Consider the following 14,775-nt stretch of genomic DNA (forward strand, 5'->3'; position numbering starts at 1 on the left):
ACGGCGGATTGCGCGGGCGCGTTGCGCGCCCCACGGTATAGCCTGCCCGCCTACTTCGCCGGTTTCGGTTCCGGCCCGGGTTTGCGCGGCGCATGGGTATCGACAGCCACGGGGTCGCTCGCCGGGAACGTCTCTTTCAGCGCCTCGTCCAGTTCGCGCTCGATCAGTTCATCCTTGCGCTGTTGTTCACTGGAGGCCGGCGTCTGGTGCTTCTGCGTTGCGGGCTTGGTCATGGCGATGGGGCTCCGTTGGCGTCCATGAGCGGATGGTAATCCCGTGCGGGCCGCCTTGCCATCACGGCGACGCATGGTCATCGGCCCCTGCCACCGTGGCCGCCACCGCGTCCGCCTCCATGCCAGCCGCCATTCCTGTGGCCACCACCGCCATGCCAGTGATGCCCGCCGTAACCGCCGCCATGGATATAGGTAAAGCTGCCGTAGAAGCCACCGTAGCCGGGCCAGGCACCGTAGTACGGGTAGTACGGCGCAACCGGGTAGCCATCGTAGTAGTAGGCAGACGACACCGGATAGGCCGGATAAGCGGGGTAGTAAGGGTCACCTGCATAGGGATAGGCGACGCAGCCAGCCAGCACTGCCACGCAGAGGGCCGCTCCCAATCCATATCGCATGATCTGCTCCTCACCGTGGCGCCGGTATTCGGCTGTCTGACAGCAAGTTAGACCGCGCCGCAAGCCTCACAATTCCTCGAAATGCAGCCGCGTCCTGATGACGTGCGGGCATCGACGTGCGCATATCGGGACAATTCAACGCCCTATTTAGGAAATATCCGATATTCAGATGAGAAACAACAGAATGCAGTCCTCTTGCACCCGGCCCGCGGGTGCCCCGACTGAGTCAGGTTGACCACCTTCCTGGTTCCTTACACTGCCACGTTGGTCCCCGCCATCGTGGCATTTTTTTCGCCGCGTTCCTGCTGCAGGCGCTACAGGCCCTTCTCGACCATGTCGAGCAAGCGCTGCCCGAGGATCTCTGCCTGCTCCCTGGCGCGGCTGCGCAGCGGGCCGTCGATCAGCAGGATGGCGAGGCCATGCACGGCCGACCACGCCAGGTACTCCGCGCCCGGCCGGCGCTCGGGCGGCAGCACGCCGGCTTCCACCAGCTTGTCGAGCGCCGCGCCCAGCAGCTGGAACGGATTGAGGCCGCTGTTGCCCGCCTTGGCCGGGTCGGCATCGTCTTCCACTTCATTCGGCACCGAAAACGCGGTGCGGAACAGTCCGGTCTCGGCCAGCGCAAAGCGCAGGTAGCCGGTGCCGACCGCACGCAGGCAGGCACGCGCATGCGCGGCGGCCCCGCGGCCCGGCCGCAGCCCGCCGATTTCACCCTCCATGGCAATGGCAAGCGACGACAAGGCCGAGGCCCGCACCGCCTGCAGCAGGTCCTGCCGGCTGGCAAAGTGCCGATACGCGGCATTGGGCACCACACCGGCACGGCGCGTGGCCTCGCGCAGCACGATGGCGTCGGGGCCACCCTCGCGCGCCAGGTCGATGCCGGCGTCCAGCAGCGCGCGGCGCAGGTCTCCGTGGCGGTAGGTGGCGCGCGCCGGGGGCGCGGGGACAGCCCGGGTCATGCGGACCCTCTTGAATATGGATAACGGTTCATGATGTGCATACGCTTATAGTGAACAGTGTACACAATCAAGCGAAAACAAGTCTGTCGCAACGAGGATTGCAGGAATCAGCGGACCGGAATGCGGGCTTCAGAGGATTGGCGCGAACAGCTTGGCGACGTGCATCGCCACGCGCAGCGGCGCCGGCGCGTCAAGGAACTCGTCTACGCCGATGCGCCGGGCCTGGGCGAAGTCGGCTTCGAGCATGGTGGCCACGCTCGCGGCAAAGCCCTTGTCGGCGGTCATCACCATCAGCTCGAAGTTGAGCCGGAACGAGCGGTTGTCCAGGTTGGCCGTGCCGACAGCCGCGGCTTCGTCGTCGACCAGGATGACCTTCTGGTGCAGGAAGCCCGGCTGGTAGCGATACAGCTTGATGCCGGCGGACACGGCCTGGTACGCATAGATGGTGGAGGCGGCATAGACTACCAGGTGATCGGGCCGCGCCGGAATCAGGATGCGCACATCCACGCCGCGCAGCACGGCCAGCCGCAGCACCGCAAACACCGCCTCGTCCGGCACGAAATACGGCGACGTGATCCACAGCCGGTGGCGCGCCGACTGGATGGCCTCGACAAAGAACAGCGAACAGGTCTCCTGCGCGTCGGCAGGGCCTGACGGCACCACCTGGCAGGTCATGCGCCCGCCCACCTCAGGCGGCGGCATCAGCAGGTGCGGCACCTCGCGCGCGGCCCAGAACCAGTCTTCGGCAAAGGCCATCTGCAGGTCCAGCACGGCGCTGCCGCGCAGCGCGATATGGGTGTCGCGCCACGGCGCCAGCGGCGGGCGTTCGCCCAGGTATTCGACGCCGACGTTGTGGCCACCAACAAAAGCCTCGCTGCCGTCGACGATCACCAGCTTGCGATGGTTGCGAAAATTGAGCTGGAACCGATTGACAAAGCCGCGGTGCGTGGAGAACGCCCGCGCATCGACACCGGCCTCGGTCAGCGTACGCACGTAGCGGCGCGGCAGCGCGTGGCAGCCGATGCGATCGAACAGGAAGTACACCTTGACGCCGGCCCGTGCACGCTCACACAGCAGCGCCTGCAGGCGCTGGCCCAGCGCGTCGTCATGCACGATGAAGAACTGCACGATCAGCACCTGGCTGGCCCGCGCGATCGCGGCAAAGATCGCCTCGAAGGTCTGCTCGCCATTGACCAGCAAGCGCACGTCATTGTTGGCCAGGCACGGCATGCCGGTCAGCCGGGGCAGCGCACGCATGCAGACCTGCGCCGGCGCATGGACCACGCAGGCGCTGCGCGCCTCGCGCTCGCGCGGGGTCATGCCGTGGCGCAGCTCGCGCAGGTGGTCGTCATTGAAACGCCGCGCATCGACGTAGCCGGCGAAGGTGCTGCGCCCGAAGACCAGGTAAGGCACCAGCGTGAAGTACGGCATCATCAGCAGCGACCCCGCCCACGCGATCGCGCCGGGCGCGGTGCGCACCGTCATGACGGCATGCAGGGCGGCCACCACGCCGACGACGTGAAAGCACAGGACGATGATGGCGATGACACTCGGGCTCTGCAGCATCGGTGGGCTTGAGTCCCCGGACCAGAACGGGATGCGCGCTATTTTGGCACACCCCGCCCGGATGTTGACAGCACGGCGCCCATAACTTCAACGCGGCTGCCTTCTTTTTTGGCACGCCGACAGCATCACGGTGCCAGGCCGTAGTCTGGCCACTGTTCCCTGGCTTGTCCACAGGAACTGTGGACAACTTTCCATATCGCCATCGGCCCCGTCGACACGCGCTCCGTCACGCCAACAACGCGAGCGCCATCAAAAAAACAGCAGAAATTTCAGAAATGTCTGATTGTCCTGTTGACCGCACTTTTTGTACGCTTGCTGCTTGCGAGCGGTAGTGCTGCGTGCGTGCGCGCCTGCCTTCGTTCCATCGCGGTCCGGCCGTCCCTGCCAAGCTCTCGTATTTCGCCATCGATGAATATTGCGCGGCTCATGGACAAGTCGCCCCAACTCCGGCCGGTGCCGGAACTGCTGGCACGTTCCGGTTATCGTTGCAACGTGTTTGAATCGGGCCGCGACCTGATCCACGGTGTCAGCCAGGTACCGTTCGACCTGCTGCTGATCGATGACGAGTTGCCGGACCTGCCAGCCGTCGACGTTATCCGTGCCGTGCGCTGTGCGCGCTCACGCGATGTGCCCATCATCATGCTTGCGGCCGACAGCAGTGAAGATGGCCTCGTCGATGCACTCGAAGCCGGCGCTGATGACTACGTATGCCGTCCGCTCAATGCGCGCGTGCTGATGGCACGCATCACGGCGCCGCGCCGCCGGGTGACCGGTGAGCGCCTGCGCCAGGGCCTGGTGGTGCGCGTCGGCCCCTATCAGCTCAACAGTGTGGGCCGCTTTGCCACGCTGCGCGACGAGCGCATCGAAATGACGCCGAAGGAATTCGACCTGGCCATGCTGTTGTTCTCCAATGTCGGCCGGGTCCTGTCCAACGACCGCATCCAGCAGGATGGTGTGGCGGCATGAACTGGCGCCGCTGTCACGGGCACTGGCCGGACTGATCTCGCGCCTGCGCAAGACCCTGCGCATCGGCATCGCCAACGGCATCGTCATCACCGTCGTCTACGCGCACGGCTACCGGCTCGACGTACTGGAAGGGGGCGACGCGCCCAGGCTGCCCGCAGTGGGCCGCCGGGTCACCAGACGCAGGCAGCCGGACCGCTAGACCGACAGCGTCGCGGCCAGCGACAGGAAGTCCAGCACGGCCATGCCGGTTGCCGAGCGCTTGGCCTCGCGCTTGGCCGCCGCCGCCGCGGCACCGATATGCTGGCTGCCCAGCCGCTGCAGGCCCGCCACGCCCTCGCCGCTCACACACACCACGCCAACCGCCATCGATACTGGCGCAAAGAAGACCGGCCGCCCGTGCCGGTCTTCGCCATGCATGCCACCGGCGCTGCGATCGGCGGGCGAATACATGGCGCGCGCCGCATCGTTGAAGCGCCGGATTGCCGCTTGCAGGCGCGCGGCCCAGTCGCTGCTCTGGTACAGCACCAGGAAATCGTCGCCGCCCACATGGCCGAGAAAATCGCGTGCGGGATCACAGGCCTCGGCCAGGATGGCGGCCGCGCCCTTGAGCATCTCATCGCCCTTCCAGTAGCCATACTTGTCGTTGAAAGGCTTGAAATGGTTCAGGTCGACATAGCAGGCGCGGAACTCGCTGGCGGCTTCGATCAGTCGCTCGATATGCTGGTTCAGCGGAATATTGCCGGGCAGAAAGGTCAGCGGATTGGCGTAGCGCGCCGCCTCCATGCGCACTTCGGTGATGGCCCGGATCAGGTCGGCGCCGGTGCCCAGGCCGATATAGCAGCCCTGTTCGGTGATCACGAAACCATCGGCAAGCGAACGCGTGTTCTCGCCGGACAGGATCTGCGCCATTTCCTCCAGGCTGGCGCGATGGTCAAAGCAGGCCGGCTCGCGGTTGGCCATGGCGATGCAGGCCTTCTTGCCATACAGCTCGCGATGGAACGGCGCCGCGTAGCGGTCGACAAAGGCCTGGCGGCTGATGATCGCCAGCGGCCGGCCTTCGTCATTGACGACGGCCACGGCCTGCAGGTCGGGCTGGTCCTGGAAGACGCGCAGCACCGCATCGTTGCTGGTGGCAGGGGACACGGTCGGCGCTGGCCGCAGCAGGCGCCCGGCGGTGATGCCCGACCAGCCTGAGCGCACCATTTGCGGAAACACGGCGATATGGCGCGACGCCAGCGCCTGGTGCACGTGCAGCGGCGCCTGCGCGGCCGGCCGCGCCACGGGCCGGCCCACGTAGTAGCCCTGGGCGCCGGTCACGCCCAGGTCGCGGATCACGGCGAGCTCGTCTTCGTCTTCGATGCCTTCGGCGATCACGCGCCCGCCAAAGGCGCTCATCATGCGCAGCAGCGCGCGCAGGATTTCCAGCCGGCGCGAACAGGAAGCAATGCCCCGCACCAGCGATTTGTCGATCTTGACGAAGTGCGGCGACAAGTGCGCCAGCAGGTCGAGGTTGGCATGCCCGGTGCCGAAATCATCCAGCGCGTATTGCATGCCGAGCTCGCGCAGCACCGCCATCGCCTGGGCAAAGCTGGCCGCATCGCCGATCGGGGTCTGTTCGGTGACTTCGATCACCAGGCGCGATGGCGCAATGCCCGCTTCCAGCAGCGCCGCCATCAACCGCCCGCGCTCGGCCAGCAGGTGCCGCAATGTCATGGGGCTGAAATTGAGGAAGAGCTTGCCGGGCAGGTCCAGGCTGCGCCAGGCGGCCAGCGCGGTGCGCGCCGCGTGGATCTCCAGCGCCATGGTCGCGGCAACGCCCTGCGCCAGCCGGAACAACGCGTCGGGTTTCGCCCAGGGCGAGCCGGCCGGGCCCCGGATCAGCGCCTCGTAGCCAAGAATTTCGGCATTGTCGGCCTGCACGATCGGCTGGAATACCGCGTGCAGCGGCGGCAGCCGTGCACGCGCCAGTGCCGCCGCGACGGGGGTGCCAGAAGATGCGACAGGTGCGCGGTCGTGCGAAGGCGTGGCGGCAGGCAGGCCTGTCATGGAGGAAATCCGGGGGTGGAGCAAGATGGGCGAGCGACATTGCATGACATGGAGATGACAGCGTGATGACAAAGATCCTCATTCCATGTCACGCCGGCGTCACGTTGATGACCGACCATCCGTGCGCCGCCTGCGACCGCCCCGGACAGAGGACAGCGCGTGCGGCAATTCGGGTCAAGCCCGGGCCGTGCATCCTTCTGGAGCCAGCGTGCCCGTTTGGAGTCTTCTCCGTGTTGCAAGTCATCAAGACACACCTGCCCGGCCGCAGCCGGGCAGCTGCCCCCGCGCGGCTGTTCGCGCGGCTTTCCGCACGACTGGGCCGCCTGCCGCTGGTGGCGCGCCTGTGCGCCGCCTTTGCCCTGGTGTACCTGTTCGGCGCCGCCGTCGGGTTGACCGGCATCGCCAACCTGGTCTCGATCAAGGCGCGCACCGACACCCTGTACCAGCACGACATGCACGGCGCCATCTCGGCCGAGCGTGCGCAGTCGGCGCTGGCTACGCTTGGCCGTGCCCAGCTGGCGCTGACCATGGCCACCAGCAGCACCGAGCGCGACGATGCCGCCGCCGACATCGCGCGCGGCCTGTCGCAGCTCGATGCTGCGCTGGCCGGCGTACGCCAGGCCGCCGCGGCACAGGCCGCGCCGCTGCTGCGCGAACGCCAGCGCGCCGGCGAGCTGGTGCAGGCCTACGTGGCGCTGCTGCGCAAGCAGCCACTGGACTCGCTGCAATTCGACAGCGCGGTCTCGGTCGACGGCCACTTCGTCACCGAACAGCTGCAATCCCTCAGCCGGCAGGTGGAAGCCGTGCGCCAGCAGCAGGAACAAAAGGCCGCGGCCACGGTGGCCAGCGTGGCGGCCAGCCAGCTGCGCGCGCAGGCATGGATGGCCGCCCTGCTCGGCGCCAGCCTACTGGCGGCCGCCGCGCTGGCGTGGATCGCGGCGCGCAGCCTGCGTGCCGAGCTTGGCGGCGAGCCGCGTGACGCCGCCGAGATCGCGCGCCGCATAGCCGCCGGCGACCTGACCGCCACCATCGCCCTGCGCCCGTCGGACCACAGCAGCATGCTGCACCACGTGGCCGGCATGCGCGACCAGCTTGCCGGCGTGCTGGCGCGTATCCAGGCCAGCGCACAGGAGATCACCGCGGCCGGCCAGCAGATCGCCGAAGACAACCAGGCCCTGTCGGCGCGCACCCAGCAGCAGGCCAGCGCGCTCGATGCCACCACCGGCAGCATGCAGGCACTGGCCGCACGCGTGGCCGACGCGCACGCCCAGGCCACCGAATCGAGCCAGATGGCCAGCCAGGCACGTGCCGCCACCGATGCCGGCGCTGCCGTGGTGCAGCAGATGCGCGGCGCGATGGATACGCTGCACGGCCACTCGCGCCATATCGCCGAGATCGTCGGCGTGATCCAGGGCATCGCCTTCCAGACCAATATCCTGGCCCTGAATGCCGCCGTGGAAGCGGCCCGCGCCGGCCCCGCCGGCCGCGGCTTTGCGGTGGTCGCGCAAGAAGTGCGCGCGCTGGCCCAGCGCAGCGCCGATGCGGCGCGCGAGATCGGTGGCATCGTCGGCACGGCTACACATGAGATCGAGCAAGGCGCGCGCCTGAGCGCCAGCGTGGTGGTGGCGATGGACCGCATCGCGGCTACCGTCGGGCACAGCCATGCGCTGGCCGAGGCGTTGCGCACGATTGCCGACGAGCAGGCCGGCAGCGTGCAGGCCGCCGGGCAATCCGTATCGCAGCTGCGCCAGACCGCCCAGCAGAACGCGGCGCTGGTCGATGACCTGGCCAGCCAGGCAGCCCGGCTGGACCAGCAGGCAGCGGCGCTGGCCGACGATGTGGCCCGCTTCCGCTTCTAGTCTGTGTCATCTTTGTACCGGCCAGATGTGTCTGGGCGAAACATTTGTCATGGCGGCGTAACCGGCATTTACGTCTTCCCCGACAAAGTTACAGATCTGTTTCAACTGAACCCGCGCCGGTTACGTGTCAGCCTGCCCCTGGCGAGTAATCTTGGTTCACACCAACTGAACTGGCACCCGCACAGGAAACCATGGCTGAACGACTCATCATGCTGGACGTACCCGGCGTCCTGTATTCCGACCGCTCCCGCACCCGCCTCGGCGGCATTCCGGATTCGGGCACGCTGCGCGACGTCCGGTTCTTTGATCCTGTCGCGCTGGGGTTCGTACGCAGGTTGTTCGGCGTGGCCGGCGCCCGCGTGGTGGTGTCCGACGCCTGGCGCCGCGGCACGCCCGCGGCAATCCTGCAGCAGCTGGACCTGCAGGTCGAAGCCATGACCCCGCCGGCCGCAGGCGGCCATGGCGCGGAAATCGAAGCCTATTTCGCCCAGGGCGCCATGCCGGTCCACTACGTGATCATCTCCTGCGCCGCCCCGGAGTCGATGCCCGAAGCCTTGCGCGAGCACCTCGTCACCGTTGACCCGGCTGCCGGGCTGACTCTGGAGAACTTCCAGCAGGCGCTAGGCATCCTGGGCGTGGCCTGCCCGTCCACGGTGATGCCCGCACCGAAACTGGATGCCGGCCTGAAGGCCAAGCTGGCCCAGCTGCAGCAGCTCGCCCGGGAAAATCCGGCCCGCTTCGACGGCGCGCGGGCACCGGCACGCAAGCGCACGCCTGTCCACGCCTGATCCCGCAGCAGCAGCACATCCCGACGGGGCGCCCAAAGGCGCCCCGTTTGCATTGGTACGCCCTGCGATCCCGTATCATGCTCGGTTTCACCGGAACGCACAGTCAGGACGCCGCCATGCCTCACCTCGTCATCGAACTCACCGAAAACACCCGCCTGAACTGCTCGCAGGAAGAGTTGCTGGATGAAGCCAATGCCGCCCTGCTGGCTTCCGGACAGTTCCAGGAGGCGGATATCAAGTCGCGCTGCATCACGCTGTCGACTTACCGCCAGGGCGTGGACGCGGTCGAGCGGGCCTTTGTCCACGCGCGCCTGTCGATCCTGGACGGCCGCGACACCGCCGTGCGCCAGGCACTGGCGCAGGCCGTCTGCGACGTGATCGCCGAAGCGGTGCGGGCTGGCTCCGGCACCGGCCAGGACGTGCAGGTGTCGGTAGAGGTCTGCGAGATGGCGCGGGCAACCTATGCCAAGCAGGTGGTGGCCTGAGGTAGCGGACCGGAGGGTGGCCGTCAAATAAAGAACCCGCGGCCATTGCGGCCGCGGGCGGAAGCTTCAGGAAGGCTCCGGAAGCTCTGTCATGGGGAGCGCCCCCGCACCCATGACCTGACCGATTCTAGCGGGGCGCCCGTGCTTCCAGTTTGACGCAGGTTAAACTTGTTCCAGTCGGATCCGCTTGCGGCCAGCCTGGCATGAATCACCCGGCGGCCGCATCAACCCGGGTCGGTCACTTCCTGCGGGGCAACGGCAGCGCGCACCGGCGCCAGCCCGTCCCTGCCCTCCGCGCCATGGGCGTCGTCGGCAAGCACGGACCGCACAATCTCGGCAAACGCCGCGTCCGCTTCCGGCATCGGCAGCAGCATCCAGACGTGGAACATCCCCTCGCCCTCGTGATACCGAAGCGGCAGGCCTTGCTCGTCGGCCATCTGGCGGAACTTCCTGCAGTCGGGCAGCAGGATGTCATGGGTGCCGATGAACAATGTGGTGGGCGGCAACCCGCGCAACACGCCGTGCATGGGACTGACCTGCGGCAAGGTCACCGGATCCGCGCCGGCATAGACGCGCCCGCATTCAATGCCCCCGGGGCGTGACAGCATCGGGTCGAACGGCTCCAGGGCATCGATGCCGGGATTGTCGCCGGTGGCATCCAGGAACGGCGACATCAATACCAGGCGCCGCGGCAGCGGTTGGCCGCTGTCGCGCAGCACCTGTGCCAGCGCCAGCGCCATGCCACCGCCAGCGGAATCGCCCATGACGGTCAGGTCTGCACCCGGATAGCGCTGCTGCAGCGCCTGCCACAGCGGCACCATGGCCGCGAACACGTCGCGGTGAGTATGTTCCGGCGCCAGCGGATAGACCGGCACCGTCACCGCGCAGCCAAGCGCGTCCACCAGCTTGCCGACGAAATCCCAGTGCTGGCTGACGATATCGAAAACATAGCCGCCGCCGTGCAGGTAAAGGATATGACGGGCCTTACCGTGCGCAGGCCCGCTCCTGGGCTGCACGGTGTAGACCTCCATCCCGGCGATCCGCTCCTCGCTGACCGCGTGCCGCGCGAGCAGGCGGCGGGACGGATAGGCGCGCCCGGCGATACGGCGCCGCCGGATTTCATCATGGAGCGCCTGTGCGCTGGCAAACCGCCGCTTGCGCCGGACCAGGCGCAAGGCAAGCCGCCACAGCTGGCATTGCAGACTTGGCATCGTGTCTCCTCCCGCGCCGGTCTGTCGCCGGCGGCTGAAAATGCAGGAACGCGCGGCACGTATTGCGCTCACGCATAAAAAAAGGAGCCGGCAAGCGGCTCCTTTTTTGTCAGGACAATGTGGCGCAGATCAGGCTGCGGCGTCCTTCAGCTTCTTCAGCGGACGGACCTTGACCTTGACGCTGGCCGGCTTGGCCGGGAACCAACGCTCTTCACCGGTGAACGGGTCCTTGCCGAAGCGCTTCTTCTTGGCCGGCACTTGCTGCGCCGTGACCTTCAGCAGGCCGGGCAGCGTGAACTCGCCAGCGCCCTTCTTGTTCAGCGCGCCGATGATGGTGGTTTCCAGGTGGGCCAGCACCGTCTTCACGGCCTTGGCTTCCAGTTGGGTCTGAGCTACCAGGTGAGCGACCAGGCTCGACTTGTTGAAGGTGTCCTTCAGCGGGCGCGCAACGGGCGCAGCGGCCGGAGCAGCCTTCTTGGCCGGCGTGGCCTTCTTGGCGGCAGCCTTCACGGGTGCCTTGGTTGCCGCAGCCTTCTTGGCAGCGGGCTTGGTTGCAGTCTTCGCGGTCGGTTTCGCTTTGGTCGCCATATCGATATTCGTAAGTTGAACAAATGGGTGTCGGCAGGTGTTTCGCATTGCTTCTCAGCGTTGCGCAATCGTCTTCTCGACGCCCACTGAATCATAGCGGAAAGTACCGTAAGTCAAGGGGTTTTCGTGCATGCGAAACGTAAAACCCCGTGAAAACCCCGGGTTTTGTCGCGGCTTTGCCTCAGTGGAAACGCGAATACGGCCTACGTACCCCCGTTTTGGCGTTCGCGTCAGCCGCTTCAGGTGCCTGCGCGCGCAGCGATGCGCGTGCCGCGGCGCTACCGTTTGCTGCCTGGTCACCCGTGCAAAGCGCCAGCACCGAACCCGCGAAGAGAGTGCCGAGCGCAATCATCGCCAGGCTTGCATCGGCATGCCACCATGCCTGCCAGGACGCAAGCAGGCCGGCCTGCATGCCGAACAGGCTCGCCACGCACAGCAGTGAAACCGGCACGCCGGCCGCCAGTGCGAGCCAGCGCAGGCACCTTGCGCGCGGCGAAGACAAGTGGCGGTTGGGTGTCGATACGGGCGGCATGGGCGGGCTCTCTGGCAGGATGGCTGTGATGGCGGCCATTGTCCGTGCCGGCGGCTGAACGCCGCCTGAGGGTTACGTTCAGCCCGCATTCAGGCAATTTGATGCAAACTCCGGCCCATGAAGTTCAATTTCCCGGCCCTCCTGAGCCCGCGCATGCTGGTCGCTGCGGCGCTGCTGGCGCTGGCGGCGATGCCGGCCGCGCACGCCGACAAGGACGCCGACCGCGCCCGCGCGGCCGTGCAGTCGGGCGAAATCCTGCCGCTGTCGCGCATCCTGGAAACAGTATCGCGCCAGTACGCGGGCGACGTGATCGGCGTGGAGCTGGACCGCGATGACGGCATCTGGCAGTACGAGGTCAAGCTGCTGTTGCCCGGCGGTTCGGTGGCCAAGCTCGAGTACGATGCACGCACGGCCGCCCTGCTCAAAGCCAAGGGGCGTGGGCTGGAAGACGCCCGCCGCAAACCCTGACCGACAGGAGACCCCGATGCGCATCTTGCTGGTCGAAGACGAAGCCGCCCTCGCCGCCCAGGTCCGTGCCAGCCTGGCCGACGCCGGCTATGCCGTCGACGTGGCCGCGGACGGCCTGGACGCCTGCCACCTGGGCGAGCAGGAGCCCTACGACGCCGTCATCCTGGACCTGGGCCTGCCGCGGCTGGACGGCCTTTCGGTGCTGCGCCGCTGGCGCGCCGCGCAGGTCAGCGTGCCGGTGCTGATCCTGACCGCGCGCGACAGCTGGACCGAGAAGGTCGAAGGCATCGACGCTGGCGCCGACGACTACCTGGCCAAGCCATTCCGCATGGAAGAGCTGCTCGCGCGCATCCGCGCGCTGATCCGGCGCGCGCACGGCATGCCGGCGCCGGAGCTGCAATGCGGCCCGGTGCGGATGAATCCGCGCGCAGGCACGGTCACCGTCGACGGCACGCCGGTGGCGCTGACCTCGCATGAATTCCGCGTGCTGGACTACCTGATGCACCATCCCGGCGCCATCGTCAGCAAGACCGCGCTGACCGAGCATATCTATGCCCAGGACTTCGACCGCGACAGCAACACCATCGAGGTCTTTGTCGGGCGGCTGCGCCGCAAGCTTGGCGTGGACGTCATCGAGACCGTGCGCGGCCAGGGCTACCGGCTGCGGCCGCCGTCGCAGCTGCAGCCCTAGATGCCCGCCCGCCTGCGCCGGTCCCTTGCGCTGCGCCTGCTGGCAGTGGCGGCGATCTGGCTGGCAGCGGCGCTGGGCGTCAGCGGCTGGCTGCTGTCGACACTGTTCGAGCGCCACGTCAACAACACCTATGTGCGCCAGCTCGACCACCAGTTGGCGGGCCTGGCCGCGGCGCTGGACTGGAGCGCCGACGGCAAGCTGGTCCTTACCCGTACCCCTGCCGATCCCCGCTACGAGCTGCCCTACTCCGGCACCTACTGGCAGGCGCGCGCGCCGGGCGCGCTGCTGCGCTCGCGCTCGCTGTGGGATACGGAAATGCCGGTGACGGTGGAGCGCCGCCTTGCCGGCGCCCAGGCCGACGTGCGCCCGGGGCCCGGCAACCAGTCGTTGCTGGTGGTGTCCCGGCAACTGGTGCTGCCGTCCGCGGATACCCCGGTGGAGATCTCGGTGGCGCTGGACCGGACCGAGCTGCGCGCCGCGCGCCGCAGCTTCAACCGGACGCTGGCGTGGTCGCTGACGGCGCTGGGGCTGGGGCTGATGCTGGCGGTCGCGGCGCAGGTGAAGTTCGGCCTGGCGCCGCTGGCGCGGCTGCGGCGCGCGCTGGGCACAATGCAGGCGCGGCGCGAGGCACGCCTGGGCGGCGACTGGCCCACCGAAGTCGAACCCCTGGTTGCCGAGATCAATGCCCTGCTGGCACGCAATGCCCAGGCGCTGGAACGCTCGCGCCGGCAGGCGGCTGACCTGGCGCACGCGGTCAAGACGCCGCTGGCAGTGCTCGCCAACGAGGCCGAGGCGCTGCCGGGGGCGCCGGCGCAAGCCGTGGCGGCGCAGGTCGAAGCGATGCGCCGGCAGGTCGACCGCCACCTGGCGCGCGCCCGCGCCGCGGGCGCCGCGGCGGCGCGCGGCGAGCGCATCGATGCCGGCCCGCCGGTACGCGAGCTGACGCGTGCACTGGCGCGGCTGCACGCTGAGCGCGCGCTGGCGCTGACGGTTGAAGGCTCCGGGCACTTTGCCGGGGACCGGCAAGACCTGATCGAAATACTCGGCAACCTGCTCGACAATGCCTGCCAGTGGGCGCGCACGCGCGTGCGCGTCACGCTGCAGGAAGCGGATGGCGAGCTCGACATACTGGTCGAAGACGACGGCCCGGGCATGCCGCCGGAGGCGCAGGCACTGGCCACCGCCCGCTATGGCCGGCTCGATGAGGCCGCTGCTGGCAGCGGCCTGGGCTTGGCGATCGTGACGGAAATCGCCGCGATGTACGACGGCAGCCTGGCGCTGGCATCGAGCCCGCTGGGCGGGCTGGCGGCGCGGCTGCGGCTGCCGGCGGGGTTGCCTTGATCAGTGCGCGCGGGCGGCCATGGCCTCGCGCGTGTCGCGTGCCAGCCCCAGCGCAAAGGCGGTTTCCGCCACCAGGAACAGCGGACCGATCAGCAGGCCGACCAGGTCGTCGACGAACGCCGGCTTGCGCCCCTCGTAATAGTGGCCGATGAACTGGATCACCCATCCCGCCACGAACAAGCCAACGCCGATGGCAAGCCACCAGGCGGTGGGCATCGCTGCAATATGTGCGCCGGCATAGAGGAAGAACGCCAGGATGGCCGCCATCGCCACCCCGAACACCAGCGACAGGCGCAGGTAGAACAGGCACGACAGGATGTACAGCAGCATCGCCGGCGTCAGGTAGGCAGAGCCGTCGCCCAGCGGCAGCGCCGGGCGTGCCAGCAGCGTCGTCACTGCCAGCACGATCATCGGGATGCCGATGAAGTGCGTAAAGACGTTGCGCGGGTCGCGATGGTAGGCAGCGTAGTTGGCCAGGTGTTCGATCAGGGTTTTCACGGGGGCGTCTCCTTGTGCGCAGGCGTGCGCGTGCCGCCTGCTGCTGCGCGGCGGGCGCGATGTGGATTTATAGTAGTGGGCGCGCACCGTGCGGTCTGTCAGGTTTTTGACAGTCGGCACAGTCGCGCGTGCCCTTGTGTGTCCCTGCT

The 14,775-nt window shown here is 67.8% G+C and carries 15 protein-coding genes and 1 pseudogene; 7 read left to right on the forward strand and 9 right to left on the reverse strand.

Going from position 1 to position 14,775, the window contains the following annotated elements; genetic code table 11:
• Positions 1 to 50: 50 nt before the first annotated feature.
• The 4 genes from AC1Q7H_RS10950 to cls form a co-directional block, all read right to left on the reverse strand.
• Positions 51 to 233 carry a hypothetical protein gene (locus AC1Q7H_RS10950; RefSeq protein WP_153956216.1) on the reverse strand — a complete coding sequence of 61 codons (183 nt, stop codon included), beginning with the start codon at positions 231 to 233 and terminating at the stop codon, positions 51 to 53.
• Positions 234 to 310: 77 nt separating this feature from the next.
• On the reverse strand, positions 311 to 628 hold the full coding sequence (locus AC1Q7H_RS10955; RefSeq protein ID WP_153956217.1) for a hypothetical protein: 318 nt from the start codon (positions 626 to 628) through the stop codon (positions 311 to 313).
• Positions 629 to 942: 314 nt separating this feature from the next.
• On the reverse strand, positions 943 to 1,587 hold the full coding sequence (locus AC1Q7H_RS10960) for a TetR/AcrR family transcriptional regulator (protein WP_153955736.1): 645 nt from the start codon (positions 1,585 to 1,587) through the stop codon (positions 943 to 945).
• Positions 1,588 to 1,716: 129 nt separating this feature from the next.
• Positions 1,717 to 3,153, reverse strand: coding sequence for a cardiolipin synthase (gene cls, locus AC1Q7H_RS10965; protein ID WP_153955735.1), 1,437 nt, complete (start codon positions 3,151 to 3,153; stop codon positions 1,717 to 1,719).
• Between the two features lie 408 nt (positions 3,154 to 3,561).
• Between cls and AC1Q7H_RS10970 the strand changes: the two are divergent.
• Positions 3,562 to 4,318 (forward strand): annotated as a pseudogene (locus AC1Q7H_RS10970) (response regulator transcription factor).
• On the opposite strand, the gene AC1Q7H_RS10975 reads toward AC1Q7H_RS10970, so the two are convergent.
• Complete coding sequence (locus AC1Q7H_RS10975; protein ID WP_041228626.1) at positions 4,315 to 6,165, reverse strand: phosphodiesterase; 1,851 nt, start codon at positions 6,163 to 6,165, stop codon at positions 4,315 to 4,317. The pseudogene AC1Q7H_RS10970 and the gene AC1Q7H_RS10975 overlap by 4 nt on opposite strands.
• Before the next feature lie 230 nt (positions 6,166 to 6,395).
• Here AC1Q7H_RS10975 and AC1Q7H_RS10980 point away from each other — a divergent pair, with 230 nt between their 5' ends.
• From AC1Q7H_RS10980 to AC1Q7H_RS10990, 3 genes are all read left to right on the forward strand, one after another.
• Complete coding sequence (locus AC1Q7H_RS10980) at positions 6,396 to 8,024, forward strand: methyl-accepting chemotaxis protein (protein WP_211981286.1); 1,629 nt, start codon at positions 6,396 to 6,398, stop codon at positions 8,022 to 8,024.
• A gap of 191 nt (positions 8,025 to 8,215) precedes the next feature.
• A complete protein-coding gene (locus tag AC1Q7H_RS10985; protein ID WP_013952884.1) occupies positions 8,216 to 8,812 on the forward strand; it encodes an HAD domain-containing protein in 597 nt (198 codons plus the stop codon).
• A gap of 116 nt (positions 8,813 to 8,928) precedes the next feature.
• Positions 8,929 to 9,297, forward strand: a complete 369-nt coding sequence (locus AC1Q7H_RS10990) for a 5-carboxymethyl-2-hydroxymuconate Delta-isomerase (protein WP_035823957.1) — start codon at positions 8,929 to 8,931, stop codon at positions 9,295 to 9,297.
• A gap of 224 nt (positions 9,298 to 9,521) precedes the next feature.
• Here AC1Q7H_RS10990 and AC1Q7H_RS10995 read toward each other — a convergent pair whose 3' ends face one another.
• The 3 genes from AC1Q7H_RS10995 to AC1Q7H_RS11005 form a co-directional block, all read right to left on the reverse strand.
• Complete coding sequence (locus AC1Q7H_RS10995; protein WP_211981285.1) at positions 9,522 to 10,508, reverse strand: alpha/beta hydrolase fold domain-containing protein; 987 nt, start codon at positions 10,506 to 10,508, stop codon at positions 9,522 to 9,524.
• 129 nt (positions 10,509 to 10,637) lie between these two features.
• A complete protein-coding gene (locus tag AC1Q7H_RS11000) occupies positions 10,638 to 11,096 on the reverse strand; it encodes an HU family DNA-binding protein (protein ID WP_010809407.1) in 459 nt (152 codons plus the stop codon).
• 181 nt (positions 11,097 to 11,277) lie between these two features.
• Entirely contained in the window at positions 11,278 to 11,667 is a 390-nt protein-coding gene (locus AC1Q7H_RS11005) for a hypothetical protein (RefSeq protein WP_013952880.1), read from the reverse strand.
• A gap of 78 nt (positions 11,668 to 11,745) precedes the next feature.
• On the opposite strand from AC1Q7H_RS11005, the gene AC1Q7H_RS11010 reads away from it, so the two are divergent.
• From AC1Q7H_RS11010 to AC1Q7H_RS11020, 3 genes are read left to right on the forward strand one after another with little or no spacing between them, the layout of a single operon-like run.
• Positions 11,746 to 12,096 (forward strand): PepSY domain-containing protein, encoded by a 351-nt coding sequence (locus AC1Q7H_RS11010; protein WP_153955732.1) that lies wholly within the window; start codon positions 11,746 to 11,748, stop codon positions 12,094 to 12,096.
• Between the two features lie 16 nt (positions 12,097 to 12,112).
• The gene (locus tag AC1Q7H_RS11015; protein WP_114134748.1) at positions 12,113 to 12,787 is read left to right on the forward strand and encodes a response regulator transcription factor; all 675 of its coding nucleotides are present in this window, start codon (positions 12,113 to 12,115) and stop codon (positions 12,785 to 12,787) included.
• Positions 12,788 to 14,128, forward strand: a complete 1,341-nt coding sequence (locus tag AC1Q7H_RS11020) for a sensor histidine kinase (RefSeq protein ID WP_211981284.1) — start codon at positions 12,788 to 12,790, stop codon at positions 14,126 to 14,128. It begins immediately after the preceding gene.
• Here AC1Q7H_RS11020 and AC1Q7H_RS11025 read toward each other — a convergent pair whose 3' ends face one another.
• On the reverse strand, positions 14,129 to 14,626 hold the full coding sequence (locus tag AC1Q7H_RS11025; RefSeq protein WP_013952876.1) for an Mpo1 family 2-hydroxy fatty acid dioxygenase: 498 nt from the start codon (positions 14,624 to 14,626) through the stop codon (positions 14,129 to 14,131). It abuts the gene before it with no gap.
• Positions 14,627 to 14,775 lie beyond the last annotated feature (149 nt).

The organism is Cupriavidus sp. GW823-FHT06D04 (assembly GCF_058795055.1).